Raw genomic sequence first — 13,950 nt, 5'->3', positions numbered from 1 at the left:
GGCTCGAGGACAGGGGGATGGCCCGGCGCCCTTCACCGGCTCAGTCGACGTCGATGCTGACGGAGTTGCCGATAGCGGCAGCCGTCGCAGCGGCTTCGGCGCCGTAGCCGATCGTCGCGTTGAGCACGGCCAGCTGGCCGGCGGTGTTCCACTGGTTGACCGAGCTGGACACATTGCCTGCAATGGCGCTGTTCAGGCTGGTCAGGCTGTAGGAGTTGCCGATCGAGGCCGCCGTCGCGGTGGCTTCGGAGAAACCGGCGAGCGACCCGTTGAGCTCGGCGACCATCGTGCCCGAATTGCGCTGGGCCGCGGCGATGGAGCTGCCACCCGGCATTTCGACCGACAGGGAGTTGCCGATGGACGCCGCCGTCATGGTGGCTTCGTCCAGGTCGCGGACCACAGCGTTGAGCTGGCTGGTCATGCCACCACGGTTGTTCTGGTCCGTGGTGATATCGATCAGCGAGGCTTCGGATGCGACCGAGGCCGTGTTGCCGATGGAGGCGACCGTGGCAGTCGCCAGGCGAACATCGCCGATCGCGGCGTTGGCGCGGGCGGTGGCGTTGCCCTCATTGCCCTGGGTGAGGTCGGCGGAAACATTGGCCGCAGCGTCCAGGGAGTAGGAGTTGCCGATTGCCGCGGCTGTTCCCGTGATGTCGTCCATGGCGCCGGAAACGAGGTTCATCACCGCGTCCTGGTTGCCGCCATTGAACTGGCCGGTGGCGTAATCCACCGCATTGGATGCAGCATCGCTGGCACCACCGAGATCGACATTGGCATCGACCAGGCTGTCACCGCCCAGATCAACGGTGGCGTCGAGGACATCGGTGCCGCCCAGATCGACACCCGCGTCGATCAGGCTGTCACCGCCGACATCGACGGTGGCGTCGGCGAGACCGCCCAGGCCCAGATCGACGTCGATGAGCGGATCGGTCGTTTGGGCGAAGGCCGCAGGACCGGACAGGACCACCACAGCGGTGGCGAGCAGAACAGACCGTTTCATGAGTTATCTCCTGGATTGAAGGTCTGGTTGGAAGCAGGGGCACCGGTAATGGCGGTCCCTGCGGCGGAACAGGTTTGCGCGGCGGTGCCGGCAAGGCCTGAGACGAGGTCGAAAACAGCGCTTTCGACAATCGTTCGGATGGCGGTGTGGACGGGCTCCTGGACGCGTTCGCCCAGACCGATGTCCAGCGTGGTGTCACCGATGAATTCGAAGACGCCAGCGCGGATCTCGTGACCGCGGATCACCTTGCTCTGGCTGACCACATCGATGACCCTCAGGTCGGTGGCATCCACCAGGCGCAGATCCAGACCGACCGTCATCGCATAATGGCGACGGCCGCCGACAACCGGCCCGATGCGCGCTTCGGCGACACCTGAATGCAGGTTGAAGTTCAGCTCGGTGATACCGCCCAGCACGATGTAATCGCTGCCGGCGATCGATCCGGCGAACACCCGGCGATAATCCTCGGTCGGCACGCCGTCGGGACCGATCAGGCGGCTATTGGCGTAGTCCAGCTCGAGCTGGGCGACCCGCGTATCCAGCCGTTCGGCCAGCGGAAAGCCGGCGCGCGCCAGGGCGGACATCACCATCAGGGCAGCGCCCTGGGTGGCCACCGTCCCGTCCAGGGAGGAGAAGCGCCCGGTCAGGTCGCCGACCTCGCCGACCGCAATACGCGGGCGGCCGGCGGCGGCGGTGCGGGCCAGGCAGTCCAGCCCGCCGGAATAGGCGGTGGAATTGTCCACGACCTCGGCGCCATTATAGGCTGCCATGCGGTCGTGCAGATCGCCGGCCGTGCTGGCGCAGCCTGCCGTCAGCAGGGCGAGCGCCGAAACGCCGGCAGAGAGGGGGGTCGACCAGCGCATCCTAGCCTCCCGCGCCGGACGGCAGCTGGCCGATGATCGCGGTCTGGTCGCCCATATTGATCTGGGTCGTATCCAGAATGACGGTGTTGTTGTTTCCGGTAATGGTCACGCTGACCAGATTGCCGATGGCGGTGGCCTGCCCCTGGGCAGCGCGCTGGCCCCAAGAGGGCATCAACCCATCGGAAAATCCGGATGTACGCGTCGTGGACGATGTCGTGAACTGACTGGCACCGGACGCGACGACCCGATTGCCATAACCGTCCTGCTGGAACGCCATCGACTGGTTCATGGCAAAGCCGGAGTCCATGCTGACCGGCGCGGCCACCTGGAAGGCGGCGAGGGTGATACTGGCGAACGACATCCCTGTCTCCTCGGATCGTTTGCAACTTGATCCTGAGACTGACGGGGAAAATCGCCGGCCGATATTGACCAGGCGGTAGGGCCGGAACGGCAGATGGAGGAGCGGACCTGTCCTTTCGGTCAGGGTGCCTGACCCTTCGGGCGGCACGGCGTGCACAACCGGCCAGATCGCACCCTACCTGTCCGAATGGTCAGGTTGTTTTCACAGGCCAGCCGGGGAGAATGCCGCGGGTTTTGCGAGGACATGTCATGAAGGGTGTGGTTTTCCGGGAATTTCTCGACCATGTGGAAACCGGCTATGGCGAGGCCATGGTCGACCGTCTGCTCGACGAGACGGACCTGCCATCCGGCGGCGCCTATACCAGTGTCGGCTATTACGATCATGAGGAAATGCTGGCCCTGGTGGGCAAGGCGGCCGAGCTGACGGGCAAGCCGCCGCGCGACCTTCTGGTCGGGTTCGGCCAGAGCCTGTTCGGCACGCTGATCGCCAGTCATGCCCAGCAGGGCGTGGCGCACCCGTTCGACCTGTTCGAGCGCATACACGGGGTCATCCACCGCGACGTCCGCAAGCTTTATCCCGACGCCGAAGTACCGGAGATCATTGTGGCCAGCCGGGATGGCGAGCACCGGATCGATGTTGAGTACAGCTCCACAAGGCCGATGGCCGACCTGTGCGAAGGCATGATCCTCGCGACGCTGGACCATTACGGCAAAGCCGCCGATTATGAGATCGTACGGACCGACAATCCCGATGCGCGCCTGCGCGAGGCCCGCTTCCAGATCTCGACCAGGACCTGACCCTGACCAACCCCGACGCCGAAATCGCCCGCCTCAAACGCCGGCTCGGCCGCGAGACCGCGGCGCGGGAGGAGGCCGAACGCCTGCTTGAGGAGAAGTCCGCCAGCCTGTTTGCGGCAACCGAGCGGCTCAGCGAGGAAACGGCGCAGGTCCGCCGGCTCAGCGTGGCCATTGACGTCTCTGCGGACGGCATCGCCATCACCGATGCCGACGGTCACTACACCTATATGAACCCTATGCATGCCAGCATGTTCGGCTATGGCACGGTGGAGGAATGCCTCGGTCATCACTGGACGGAATTTTACACAGAGCCAGTGCTGGCCGCGTTTCAACGCGATGTGCTCCCCGCCTTCACCCGTGACGGCTACTGGCGGGGCGAAGCCACCGGGCGGGCGAAGGACAGTTCGCCGGTACACCAGAACCTGTCGCTGACGGCTCTCTCTGATGGCGGCATCTTGTGCTCCACGCGCGATATCGCCATCACCAAGCGGCGCGAGGCCCAGCGCGAGCAATTGCAGCAGATGCTGGCCGATGCGGAACGCCGCGACGCGCTGGGCCGCATGGCCTCCTCCGTCGCGCACGACTTCGCCAACATCCTCACCACGATCAACGCGTCCGCCCGTCTGCTCGGCGACAAGGCGACGGCACATTCCGCAGACACGCTGATCGGCCGCATCCTCACCTCCTGCCGCCAGGCCAATGCGTTGGTCGATGATCTGATGACCTTCGACCCGAACCCGGTGCGCGAAGCCTGCGCCATAGATGAGATCGTTGGCGATGTCGGGGAGATGATGGCCAACCAGTTCGGCTCGGCGCAGACCCTCCGGGTCGAGCGCGGCGACCGCCGGCTGGTCTGCGAGACCGACCCGACCCTGTTTGCCCGCCTGGTCGCCAATCTGGTCAAGAATGGCCGCGAAGCCCTGGGCGAGACCGGCACCGTAACGGTGTCCGCATCGCGCATAGAGGCGGAGACGCCGGTCGATCTGCCGTTCCAGCCGGCCGCAACACTGCGGCGCGGCGAGTTGCAAACCTATCCCGCCGCCCGGCTGGTGATCCGGGACGACGGCACCGGCATGCCACAGGAAGCCCTCGACAATGCCTTCACCCCTTTCCAGTCTACCAAGGGCCGGGGTCGAGGCCTGGGCTTGGTCACCGTCGACGCACTGTTGACCGGCCAGGAAGGTCAGGTTTCGGTCTATAGTCGGCCGGGACAGGGCACGATTTTCGTGCTGGACCTGCCGCTTCAGGAGGCCGTCTATGAACCGCTGGCCCGCACGGAAGCCGGTGATACCGAGATTCATGCGAGCGGTGCGATCGTGGTTGATGACGACGCGCTGCAAGTGGAATTTGTCTGTGCGGCGATCCGCCAGTGCGGCTGGGATGCCGTCGGCTTCACCGACCCGACCGAGGCGCTCAAAGTGTTCCGCGCCGCGCCGAAAGCCTTCGGGCTTGTCGTGACGGACCGCCGCATGCCGCAGATGAGCGGCGATGACCTGGTGAGGGCGATACTGAACATCCAGGCGGGCACGCGCATCCTGATGTGCTCCGGTGCGCTACAACCGCCCTTGCCCGCAGGCCTCTCCGGCACACTTCCGAAGCCGGCCGCGCCGGAAAGCATCAAGCAGCTCGCGGGGCCGCCACCAGAGTAAGTCGCCTGCGGGCTTTCGCCCGCCTCATGGATTTGCCACCTTTCCGGCCAACAGACAGGAAAACACGAATGAAGATCCTGATCGCCGACGATCACGACCTGGTGCTCGATGCCGTGCGCTCACTGCTGGAAAACGACCTGCCCGACGTCGAGGTCGAGCTGGCACGCTCCGGGCACGAAGTCGAGGAACGGCTGGGTCAGGGGCAACGCTATGACCTCGTCCTTCTGGACCTGCGCATGCCCGGTATCGCCGGGGCGCAGGACGTGAAGGAGCTGATGAAGCGGCATGCCGATCAGCCGACGGCCATCCTCTCGGGCATGGCCGCGCGCATGGAAGTGCAGATGCTGCTGGAAAACGGAGCCCGCGGCTTCATTCCCAAAACCATGCCGGCCGACGGGCTGGTCGCCGCGGTGCGGCTCATCCTGGCCGGTCAGGTCTTCTCGCCCATGCAGCAGGACGCGGAGGACGGACAGACCTCCGCCTCGCTCACACCGCGCGAGCGTGAAGTCCTGTTCTGCCTGCAGCGCGGCGAGTCCAACAAGGAAATCGCCCGCAGCCTCGACATCCAGGAGACCACCGTCAAACTCCACCTGCGGTCGCTGGCCTTGAAGCTGGAGGCCCGCAACCGCACCGAGGTGGTGGTCAAGGCCATCCAGACCGGCCTGCTGGCGTGAGCGGCCCTCTGCCAAGCGATCCCGTCAGAAGGGCAAGCTGAGCTCGAACCCGGCGCCGCGGACACACCGTGGCCTGGCTTGGTCGGTGCAGTGCCAAAGAAATCCGCGGTACTGTCAGACCAGCGCGGAGAGGGCTCGATGGAGCGGGCGTTCGCCGATCAGCCTTGCTGAAAACCGGCCGGGACCGCTCCACCTGAACCGCGCCATCTCTTGCGCGGCGTCGATGTCGCGTTCGTTGAACAGGCCTTCGGCGTTCCGGAGCAAGAACGGGAAACGGGCATACACCAACACCGGGCGGATGATCTCGCGCGGGGCCTTGAAGTCCCGGAGGGGACATTCACGGCGGCTATGAAAAGCCCCTCCCCCTCAAGACCTCGCGTCTCTGACAGAGCCTTTCCTACCCCCCGAACGGCAGTCGTATCTCGAAGCGAGCACCGCTGGCTTCAAAATCGTCCTCGCCAATGCCGGAAATATTGACTTCGAAGCTGGCCACGGCGCCGTTGCCGAATTGACCGCGAACACCCAGCCCGGCATCCGCCCGGAACTGACCTGTGTCGAACATGCGGCCTGTGGCATCCATCAGGGTTGCCGGATCATAATCAAAATTGGCATTGAGCTGTCCATGAAACTCCCAATAACCGCCATCCGCCTTGTCTGTGCGATAAGCGACTTCTGGTCCGACCGTCAGACGGCCGATCGAGACGGACTGTTCCGGGATCGCCACGCCGAGACTGTCGGTATAGGCATCCTGGGTTTCCTCGAAATGGCTAAGCGAAGCGCTTGGCCGGACCCGCCAGGGGCCGTCCGCCCACTCGCCTGAAATATTGGCGCGGACAAGATAACGGTCGGTCTCGAAACGGTCAGTATAGAAACCGAGCGGATTGATATCATTGTCAGACTGGCCGAACAGAGCCAGCACATCGACAATGATTCCGCTCTCCAGTTCGCGTGCGGCATAGGGGCCTGCCATCCAGCCGGCACCATCGATCTGAGCCGGGGAGACACCGCCCGCAGCGGTCGCAACGGTTTCCTGAGTTTCGTCCATCCAGTCGTGTTGCACCATGAAGCCGACAATGGTGTGGTCATCTAGGGCGTAGTCGACGCCCAGTTGCACAATGCCGAATTCACTTTCTGCGCCGTCGCCGGCCCGGTTGTCGGAAACGCTGGAATAGTCTGCTGCGAACCAGACATCGAAGCGTTGTTCGTCATCAGTCGTCTCGCCCGGCATTCTCGGAGCATTCGCCTTGGCATGGTTGATCATGCCTGAAAGGCTGCCATTCATAGCCACACGGACTTCGCCGCGTGTCGCATCAGCGGAAACACTGCCAGGTCGCATCGCGTCCCGGCCGCGCAAACGAGCGGCGATGTCAGGCTGGGCACTGACAATCCGGTCGCCGCGACGAACGAGATAATTGTTGATTGCCCGCGTCGTGGCCAAGCGCACGGCTGCATCGTCACGGGAGTTCGCAAAGGTACAGACGATGGTCTCATTTGCATCGAGATCAACGTCCGCGCGCCCTGCGGACAGGTCAATGACCGAGCCCCCGTCCGTATCACCGGTACAAGACAGGCTGTCGAGTTCCCAACCGGCAGGCAGGCTCTGAGTGATGTCATACGTACCGAAACGTTTGGTGAAGCTGGCCGACGATGCCGCGCCGCTGGCGGTGACGAGGCTGAGCCCGTTCAGGTCGCTATCCGCCGAGGCATAGGTGAAAGTCGCATTGCCTTGCGTTCCGCCCGGCGTCGTGGCGACGATCTGGATCGAGCCAAAGCGCGGCGCGACGGTCAGCGTGACCGGGATGGTGGCGATGGTTGCCGCCGGGGTCGTGCTGGATACGGTGATCGTGCCGTTATACGTGCCGGCGGCAAGCTGGTCAGCGGCGGCGGTGAGGCCAATGGTCAGGTTCAGTGAACCGCTACCCGGGATTGTACCGGAGGCGGGTGTTGCACTGACCCAGTCCACATCGGCGGCAGTGGTATAGCCAATGGCCTGGCTGCCCGGGTTGTTAAGGGCGACCTGGCTGCTGATGCCGGTTGGATCGACGACTGCGCTGCCCAGATTGAGCGAGCTGTTTGTGGTTGGGAAGACGACGTCCAGACTGGCATTGGCGGCTGTCGATGCGTTGCCAGCACCGTCCTGTGCAGCGTTTGCTGCGAGGGTGATTGTCAGTGTGCCCACCGTGTCCGGCGTGATCGTTGCCGAATAGGTGCGGGCATTCGTGGCGGTAAAGCCGGAGGCCGCACCATTGGTGACGGCGATGTCGGACGCGTCGAACCCGTTGACATCCTCGTCAAAGGTAAAGGTGGCGGTGAAGGCGCCTTCCACGGTCTGTCCGGGCAGGCCGATGGTCGGGGTTGGCGTGCTACTGTCAGATGTGAAGCTCAGCTGCGCGGCAGCCGTGCTCTGGTTGCCAGCCGCATCCTGCGCTGCGCCGGCGGCGACATTGACCGTCACCTCGCCATCTGCTGTTGGGGTGAGGAGGGCGGAGAACAGGGCTCCTGAATCACCTGCGAAAAAGTCCGACAGCGTGCCATTGGTGACAACGAAGTCGGTAATCTCGAAACCGGTAACGACTTCAGAGAATGTCGCGGTGACTTCAACGGGGCCGGACAGTGGATCAGCTATCAGGCCGCGTGACAAAACGACACTCGGCGGCGTTCCATCGAAACGGGTTTCGATCTGGTTTGAAACCGTGCTCTGGTTTCCAGCCGCATCCTGAGCCGCCGCGGGTGGAATGATGACCGCGACCCGCGCCTCTACCCCCGGAGTGATGGTAGCGGTGTAAACCGTGGCAGACGCCGCATTGAAGTTCGAGGCTGTGCCGTTGATGATCTGGAAATCGGAAACATCGAAGCCGTTTACCGGCTCGGAGAATGTCGCCGTGACCTGGAAGGGCGCCGTGACGAAGGCACCGACCGTAGAGGTCAGTGTAACATCCGGCGGTGTCGCATCGGAGACTTTCGTAACGCTGAGCTGGGTTGCAGCGGTGCTGTTATTGCCCGCCGCGTCCTGTGCCGCATTTGCGGCCACGTCAATCGTCACCTGGCCATCTGCCGCGGGCGTGATAACGGCCCTGTAAGCGCCGCCACCAGCCGATACGAAGTCAGAGGCCGCACCATTGCCGACCGAGATGTCGCCTACGGTAAACCCGGTGACCGTTTCCGAGAAGGTGAAGGTGACTTGGAACGCTCCGCCGACCGTCTGGCCTGAATCTGAGGTGATGACGACGGCAGGAGCGGTGGCGTCATAAGTGACCGACAACTGTGTCGCCGCCGTGCTGGCATTGCTGGCGCCATCCTGCGCCGCCCCGGCCGCGACATCGACAGTCACCGGACCGTCCGCCGCAGGCGTCACGGTCGCCGAGTAGACGCTGGCCGAAGTCGCGGAGAAGTTGGACGCAACGCCGTTTGCGATCGACAGATCGCCGACTTCAAAGCCCGTCACATCCTCCGAGAATGTGGCAGTAACCGTGAACGGCGCGTTGGTTGGAGACCCGGACGACGACGCAAGCGTCACGGTCGGCGAGGTCGTGTCGACAACATTGTTGACCGTATAGGTCTGGTTTATCTGGGTGGGTGTCGTATTCGCCAGAGCATTGCTGGCAGTGTCCTGAATATTCTGACCGCCCGAAAAGCCGAGAGATACGACCGTGTTGACGAGACCGGCGAGATCGCCCCCTGAGACTGTCACGTCATAGGATGCCGCGGTATTTTGCTGGACATTGGTCGGTGTCGCGGTCGAACCGGACACGGCAAAGTCGGCCGCATCGACATTCTGGACATCCTCGGAGAACAACACGCGCCAGGTCAGGGTATCGGCGTCAGTCGTTTCGACAGCCGGATTGTTGCGCATGACTGCGGCGACGGTCGGCGGGGTGATATCCGCCGGTGCCCCGCCGGGGCAATCGGCGTCCAGCGCATTCATGTCGAAGGAATAGGTCGCGATGACCTGCGGCGAGCTGAGGTCCATCGTGTCACCGCCGTCGAAATCAAACGCGGCTGTCCCATGATTGGAGTCCCAGATCACAGCGGTGTAGGGCCCGGTTGCAGGCGTTGCGACAATGCGGGTGAACGCGTTCACATTGCTCGTTTGACCAATGGCGGTGCTGTGTGTCGTGCCCGACCCGGTGTGGCGCGAGACAACCGTATTGTTGCCATCAAGGTGATAGATCTGGACGAAGTCCTCGCCATTCGCATCGTCTGTTGCGCCCGTATATTGGGCCGATGTTCCAAATGTGGTGGGCGAGGCAGCCGTGCAGGCACCATCGAAGGCGAACTGGACACGGCTAATGGCGGCATTGCCGGCCGCTTGCGCCGGCGCAACAAGGCCGGTCACGGCCAAGGAAGCGATCACCACAGCGCCCAGCGCCTTGCGCCCACGGCCGACCCAGGCTGACGTTGAAAAAGCCGCTTCCAACGCACAGGAAGGCCCATACGCGTGCTCGCGATTATCTGACATGCATACCCCCAACGTGGCTGTGTCCGCAGCCACCCAAACAACAAGCACGACCTCACCACAAAGGGGCACGCACTTCCAATCAGTTAACAATTTATTGCTTCGCCAGCTCCGTTTGGCAAGTGTGAACGATGGCGCGAGGCGAAACGGACGGTCTCGCATGACGGAATCCATGCCCGCTTCACGCCACGAGTTGATTAGTTCGGTGGAGCGCTTTTTCTTGAAGTCGGATCATGAACAGAGGCGACGTTCAGGGTTGAAGTGATTGCGTATCGGGCCGGATGGCGACCAACTTCTGCCGGCTTCGCATTGATCGAAGCCCGGTCATGATTTTGCCCTGGTGCCGCAACAACGTTAGGGTTTTCAGCTCGGCTGCTGAGCCACACCCCCGTCTGCCGCTGGCTTGTATTCCCGAGATTCCGAAGCGCGGACCTGAAGCTGCGCAACTTGTCGGTCACGACCGTTTCAGCGCCGCCTCGCGATCTCGAAATTTGGTGACGAAAGCTTCGAGCCCTTCGCCCTCGCGATCGACTGCGTGCGATAGGTAGTGGAGCTCACCCTTGATCCGGACGAAAACCTTGTCGAGGTGCCAGGCCCGGTTCGAATACCCCCCGTTCTGAACCCTGCGCTTTCGGCTCGACTTCGCGAAGACCGTCACAAACCGGTCCCTCCAGAACCGAACCGTCCATGCGTGATATCGATCCCGCGCTCGTGAAGCAGATCCTCGACGTTCCGAAGCGACCGCGGGAACCGGACATACATTATAACCGCAAGACGAATGCCCTCGGGCGAGGTTTTGAATTAGCGGAGCGCGTTGGTCGTCCCAGCAGCGTGGACGCGAACCAGACAAGAGAGCGTTTAACCTGGCACTACCCCTCGCAAGCCGATGACTTCGAATCAAGCCTTTAAGAACCCGCATAAGGTGCATAGCCCGAGACATCGCAACTCCCGGGACACAAGCGCAAGGCCACCCCTTGACGAAACCCTCCGAGATATTGGCGGGAAAGGTGGGGTCATTGCCCTAACGGTCGCCGTCCGAAACTCGTAATGTCTGACCATGACAAAGGATCGAAACATACACACAGACGCTCGAACACCGCGCCAGGTCGTGATGGTTGTCTATCCAGATGCCCATATCCTCGATGTGGTTGGTCCGCTTGAAGTGCTCACCGGCGCCAAGCTGTTCCTGCCGGAAGAAACTCGACCCTATGATGTCCGTGTTGTCGCTCATAAAGCTGGCAAGGTTTCCACCACAAGCGGCCTGACGATCGAGGCCGATCAGTCGTTCGAAGATGCAGCGCGCGATACACGAGCGATTGACACACTCATGATCACCGGTGGCCACGGTACGGTTCGGGCGCTGGAAGACAAATCCCTGCTCGACTTCGTCGCGCTGGCCGCGGCCCGCTCATCCCGAATTGTTTCGATCTGCACCGGCGCCATGATCCTCGCCGAGGTTGGCCTGCTCGATGGCAAGCGCGCGACAACCCATTGGTGGTGGTGCCCCATCCTGTCAAAGAAATACCCGAAGGTTCAGGTCGAGGCCGATGCGATCTATGTCCGTGACGGGAACACCTGGACCTCTGCCGGCGTCACCACAGGCATGGATCTAGCCCTCTCTCTGGTCGAGATGGACTGGGGACATGACGTCGCCCTTCAGGTCGCCCGCTACAATGTCATGTACATGATGCGCCCGGGCGGGCAGTCGCAGTTCAGTGCCCACTTGGTAGCGCAGAAGGCCAAAAACACGGTAATCAACAATACGCTTACCTATGTCCTCGGCCACCTGAAAGATGGACTATCCGTCACCGCGCTCGCGGCTCGCGCGGCAATGTCCGAGCGCACATTCGCCCGAAAGTTCAAGGACGAGACCGGCATGACGCCGGCCGCCTATGTTGAAGCGGCACGAGTACAGGCCGCGCGTGTCGAACTTGAACAGTCTGATACCGGCGTCGAACAGATTGCTTTGCAGACAGGATTTCAGAGCGCCGAACGGATGCGACGTGCCTTTCAAAGGCATGTCGGCGTCTCGGCCTCGGATTACCGTGAGCGGTTCCGGCCAATCGCCTCGCCCATCACGCAGACTTCGGAGGGGGATGAATGATCAGATGAGTCCAGCCCTCTAACGGATAAGCGCGCCCGCGCACCAGAAAATCTCAAATAATTCCCAATCTTGACAACGGCCCACCCGGACCGAACAGGAGAGTTTTATGCCGAAATTGCTCAAGGCGTGTGCCCGCTCGCACACATTGTCCCTCGCCGCCACCCTGATGACAGGCGTCGCCGTTCTCGCCTTCTGTCCCATGCCCGCTCACGGGCAGGCCAATCGAAATGCAGGCGCCGGCCATTACTATTTCTTTGGTGACAGCGCCACCGGCCAGGGGAATTACTCCGCAATTCTCGGCGAGCAGGGCGAAGACCATTCGCCTTACTCCTCCAACAACGGTTTTCAGCGCGAATCCAACGGTCTGATCTGGGCGGAAATGCTGGGACGGGACGTCGATATCGTGCTCGACCCGGACGCTGACTCGCCGAACCTCAATTTCGCGATCTCTGGCGCTCACATGACCCGTGGAGGCGACCTCGCTGAATACGGAATCGAAACCGGCGTCAGAACCCAGACCGAGCTGTTCGGCGCTTTAGTCGACAATGGCTCGCTTGCCGTCGGCGACAATGATGTCGCCTTCATGCTGGCTGGCGCCAACGATTATCTGGATCGGTTGCAGGAGAATGATCCTGCAAACGAAATCATGGCCGACATTGCCGAGGCCACCGGTGCGAATGTTCGAGCGCTGGCAGATGCCGGGGTGAAGACAATTATCCTTTCGGAAATGCAGCCCATTCAGTATGCGCCAGAATTTGCCAATGCACCTGAAGTCCAGATCGCACTTGCCGATCTCGTTGACGACACCAATTCTGCCATGTTGGCGGCCGTCGCGGACGCAGGCCTTCCCACCGACGTCAATGTCGTCACCATGAAGTATGGCGACATGGTCGCTTACATGTCCGATCATGCAAGCGCACTTGGATTCACCGATGTAACAACCCCCTGCTTCGACAGCGAGACAGATGAAATCTGTTCGGAGGCCCCGGATGTTCAGAACGGACATCTCTTCTTTGATGACCTGCACTTTACCGAGCGGGCTCACCGCCTCGAAGCGCAGTGGTGGATGGCAACGCTCGCAGGGGCGAACGGTCAGGCCGCCCGGCAGACCGCCCGCCTGCCACGCGTCGTCTATGAACAGGCCGATCAGCATCGCAGGTTTGTCCGGCCCGGCACATTTACCGATGGAACAGAACGGTTCAGCGCGTGGCTGGCACCGGTCTCTTCATCACTTGACCTGAAGGCTGACCAATCTGCCCCCGCGGCGCGCTTGTCGCTTGAGGGCGCTGCATTCGGCGTGGAAAGACGGTTTTCCCGGCATTTCCTGATTGGCGGGGCGCTCTCGGCTGGCGAGACGGTGGCCAGTTTTTCCGATGGCGGTCGCTATCGCCTCGAAGGCGGGGCGCTCTCGCTCTACGGTGCACTGGATCATCAGACCCTGGGGCGCGTCAGCCTGACAGTAACAAAAGGCGGCCATGAAGTGAGCGAGATCGTCCGCGCAACCGGCGTCGATCTCCTGTCCGCCAGTGGACAAACAGACACCCGCTACTGGGATATCGAACTGGCAGCGCGGTCGACGCATGTCCTTGGCCCCATCGTGATTGATCATGGGCTGGCTCTGTCGGCAGGTCGCATCGAGGCCGATGGCTATTCTGAAACCGGTGCGGATGGTCTGGCCCTCAGCTTCGAAGATCAGGCTTTCAACTACCGCCGCCTGTCCATCGATGCGGAGGTCCGCGGCCCCACCTTTGAACTGAGTGACAGGGTCGTCCTGACGCCGCTGGCGGACGCCGAATATGCTTGGCAGTTCGGTGATGATGACTACGGCGTGACCTCCCGTCTGACCGAAAACACGGCCCAACCCGTCACGATTTGGAGTGCCGCTCCGGACGACAGCCGGTTCTACGCCGGCCTCGGCGCTGAGCTTGGAATCGACGGGCGCTGGTTCGTCTCGGCCCGATACGCCCGGCAGTGGTCAAGCGACATCGACCATGCCGATGAAGGCGCGCTCACGGTGCGCATGACGTTTTGATCCCGACCCATACC

General features: G+C 62.4%; 9 protein-coding genes and 1 pseudogene. 5 read left to right on the top strand and 5 right to left on the bottom strand.

The window, feature by feature from the left end; translation table 11 throughout:
* Positions 1-40: 40 nt before the first annotated feature.
* The 3 genes from ACXAJV_RS11905 to ACXAJV_RS11895 are packed head-to-tail and all read right to left on the bottom strand — an operon-like array spanning position 41 to position 2,224.
* On the bottom strand, positions 41-1,000 hold the full coding sequence (locus tag ACXAJV_RS11905) for a hypothetical protein (RefSeq protein ID WP_475085548.1): 960 nt from the start codon (positions 998-1,000) through the stop codon (positions 41-43).
* A complete protein-coding gene (locus ACXAJV_RS11900; protein WP_475085547.1) occupies positions 997-1,863 on the bottom strand; it encodes a CsgG/HfaB family protein in 867 nt (288 codons plus the stop codon). The genes ACXAJV_RS11905 and ACXAJV_RS11900 overlap by 4 nt, the downstream gene beginning before the upstream one ends.
* Position 1,864: 1 nt before the next feature.
* Positions 1,865-2,224, bottom strand: coding sequence for a hypothetical protein (locus ACXAJV_RS11895; RefSeq protein ID WP_475085546.1), 360 nt, complete (start codon positions 2,222-2,224; stop codon positions 1,865-1,867).
* Between the two features lie 248 nt (positions 2,225-2,472).
* On the opposite strand from ACXAJV_RS11895, the gene ACXAJV_RS11890 reads away from it, so the two are divergent.
* The 3 genes from ACXAJV_RS11890 (at position 2,473) to ACXAJV_RS11880 (ending at position 5,344) form a co-directional block, all read left to right on the top strand.
* The gene (locus ACXAJV_RS11890) at positions 2,473-3,021 is read left to right on the top strand and encodes a heme NO-binding domain-containing protein (protein WP_475085544.1); all 549 of its coding nucleotides are present in this window, start codon (positions 2,473-2,475) and stop codon (positions 3,019-3,021) included.
* A gap of 164 nt (positions 3,022-3,185) precedes the next feature.
* Positions 3,186-4,670 (top strand): hybrid sensor histidine kinase/response regulator, encoded by a 1,485-nt coding sequence (locus ACXAJV_RS11885; protein ID WP_475085543.1) that lies wholly within the window; start codon positions 3,186-3,188, stop codon positions 4,668-4,670.
* Positions 4,671-4,738: 68 nt separating this feature from the next.
* Entirely contained in the window at positions 4,739-5,344 is a 606-nt protein-coding gene (locus ACXAJV_RS11880; protein WP_475085542.1) for a response regulator transcription factor, read from the top strand.
* Between the two features lie 397 nt (positions 5,345-5,741).
* On the opposite strand, the gene ACXAJV_RS11875 is transcribed toward ACXAJV_RS11880, so the two are convergent.
* Positions 5,742-9,803, bottom strand: coding sequence for an Ig-like domain-containing protein (locus ACXAJV_RS11875; protein ID WP_475085540.1), 4,062 nt, complete (start codon positions 9,801-9,803; stop codon positions 5,742-5,744).
* A 228-nt stretch (positions 9,804-10,031) separates the two neighbouring features.
* Positions 10,032-10,562: pseudogene (locus ACXAJV_RS11870) on the bottom strand (IS6 family transposase).
* 349 nt (positions 10,563-10,911) lie between these two features.
* Here ACXAJV_RS11870 and ACXAJV_RS11865 point away from each other — a divergent pair.
* Positions 10,912-11,904 (top strand): GlxA family transcriptional regulator, encoded by a 993-nt coding sequence (locus tag ACXAJV_RS11865; protein WP_475085999.1) that lies wholly within the window; start codon positions 10,912-10,914, stop codon positions 11,902-11,904.
* Between the two features lie 106 nt (positions 11,905-12,010).
* Entirely contained in the window at positions 12,011-13,936 is a 1,926-nt protein-coding gene (locus tag ACXAJV_RS11860; RefSeq protein WP_475085539.1) for an autotransporter domain-containing protein, read from the top strand.
* Positions 13,937-13,950: the final 14 nt, after the last annotated feature.

The organism is Maricaulis sp. ABE4_448 (genome assembly GCF_056160825.1).
Note: the sequence above shows the minus strand (reverse complement) of the source record. Positions and strands in the feature narration are given on the sequence as shown.

Coding starts and splice junctions, on each gene's coding strand:
- ACXAJV_RS11905 (WP_475085548.1), bottom strand. CDS start 1,000: ATGAAACGGTCTGTTCTGCTCGCCACCGCTGTGGTGGTCCTGTCCGGT.
- ACXAJV_RS11900 (WP_475085547.1), bottom strand. CDS start 1,863: ATGCGCTGGTCGACCCCCCTCTCTGCCGGCGTTTCGGCGCTCGCCCTG.
- ACXAJV_RS11895 (WP_475085546.1), bottom strand. CDS start 2,224: ATGTCGTTCGCCAGTATCACCCTCGCCGCCTTCCAGGTGGCCGCGCCG.
- ACXAJV_RS11890 (WP_475085544.1), top strand. CDS start 2,473: ATGAAGGGTGTGGTTTTCCGGGAATTTCTCGACCATGTGGAAACCGGC.
- ACXAJV_RS11880 (WP_475085542.1), top strand. CDS start 4,739: ATGAAGATCCTGATCGCCGACGATCACGACCTGGTGCTCGATGCCGTG.
- ACXAJV_RS11875 (WP_475085540.1), bottom strand. CDS start 9,803: ATGTCAGATAATCGCGAGCACGCGTATGGGCCTTCCTGTGCGTTGGAA.
- ACXAJV_RS11865 (WP_475085999.1), top strand. CDS start 10,912: ATGGTTGTCTATCCAGATGCCCATATCCTCGATGTGGTTGGTCCGCTT.
- ACXAJV_RS11860 (WP_475085539.1), top strand. CDS start 12,011: ATGCCGAAATTGCTCAAGGCGTGTGCCCGCTCGCACACATTGTCCCTC.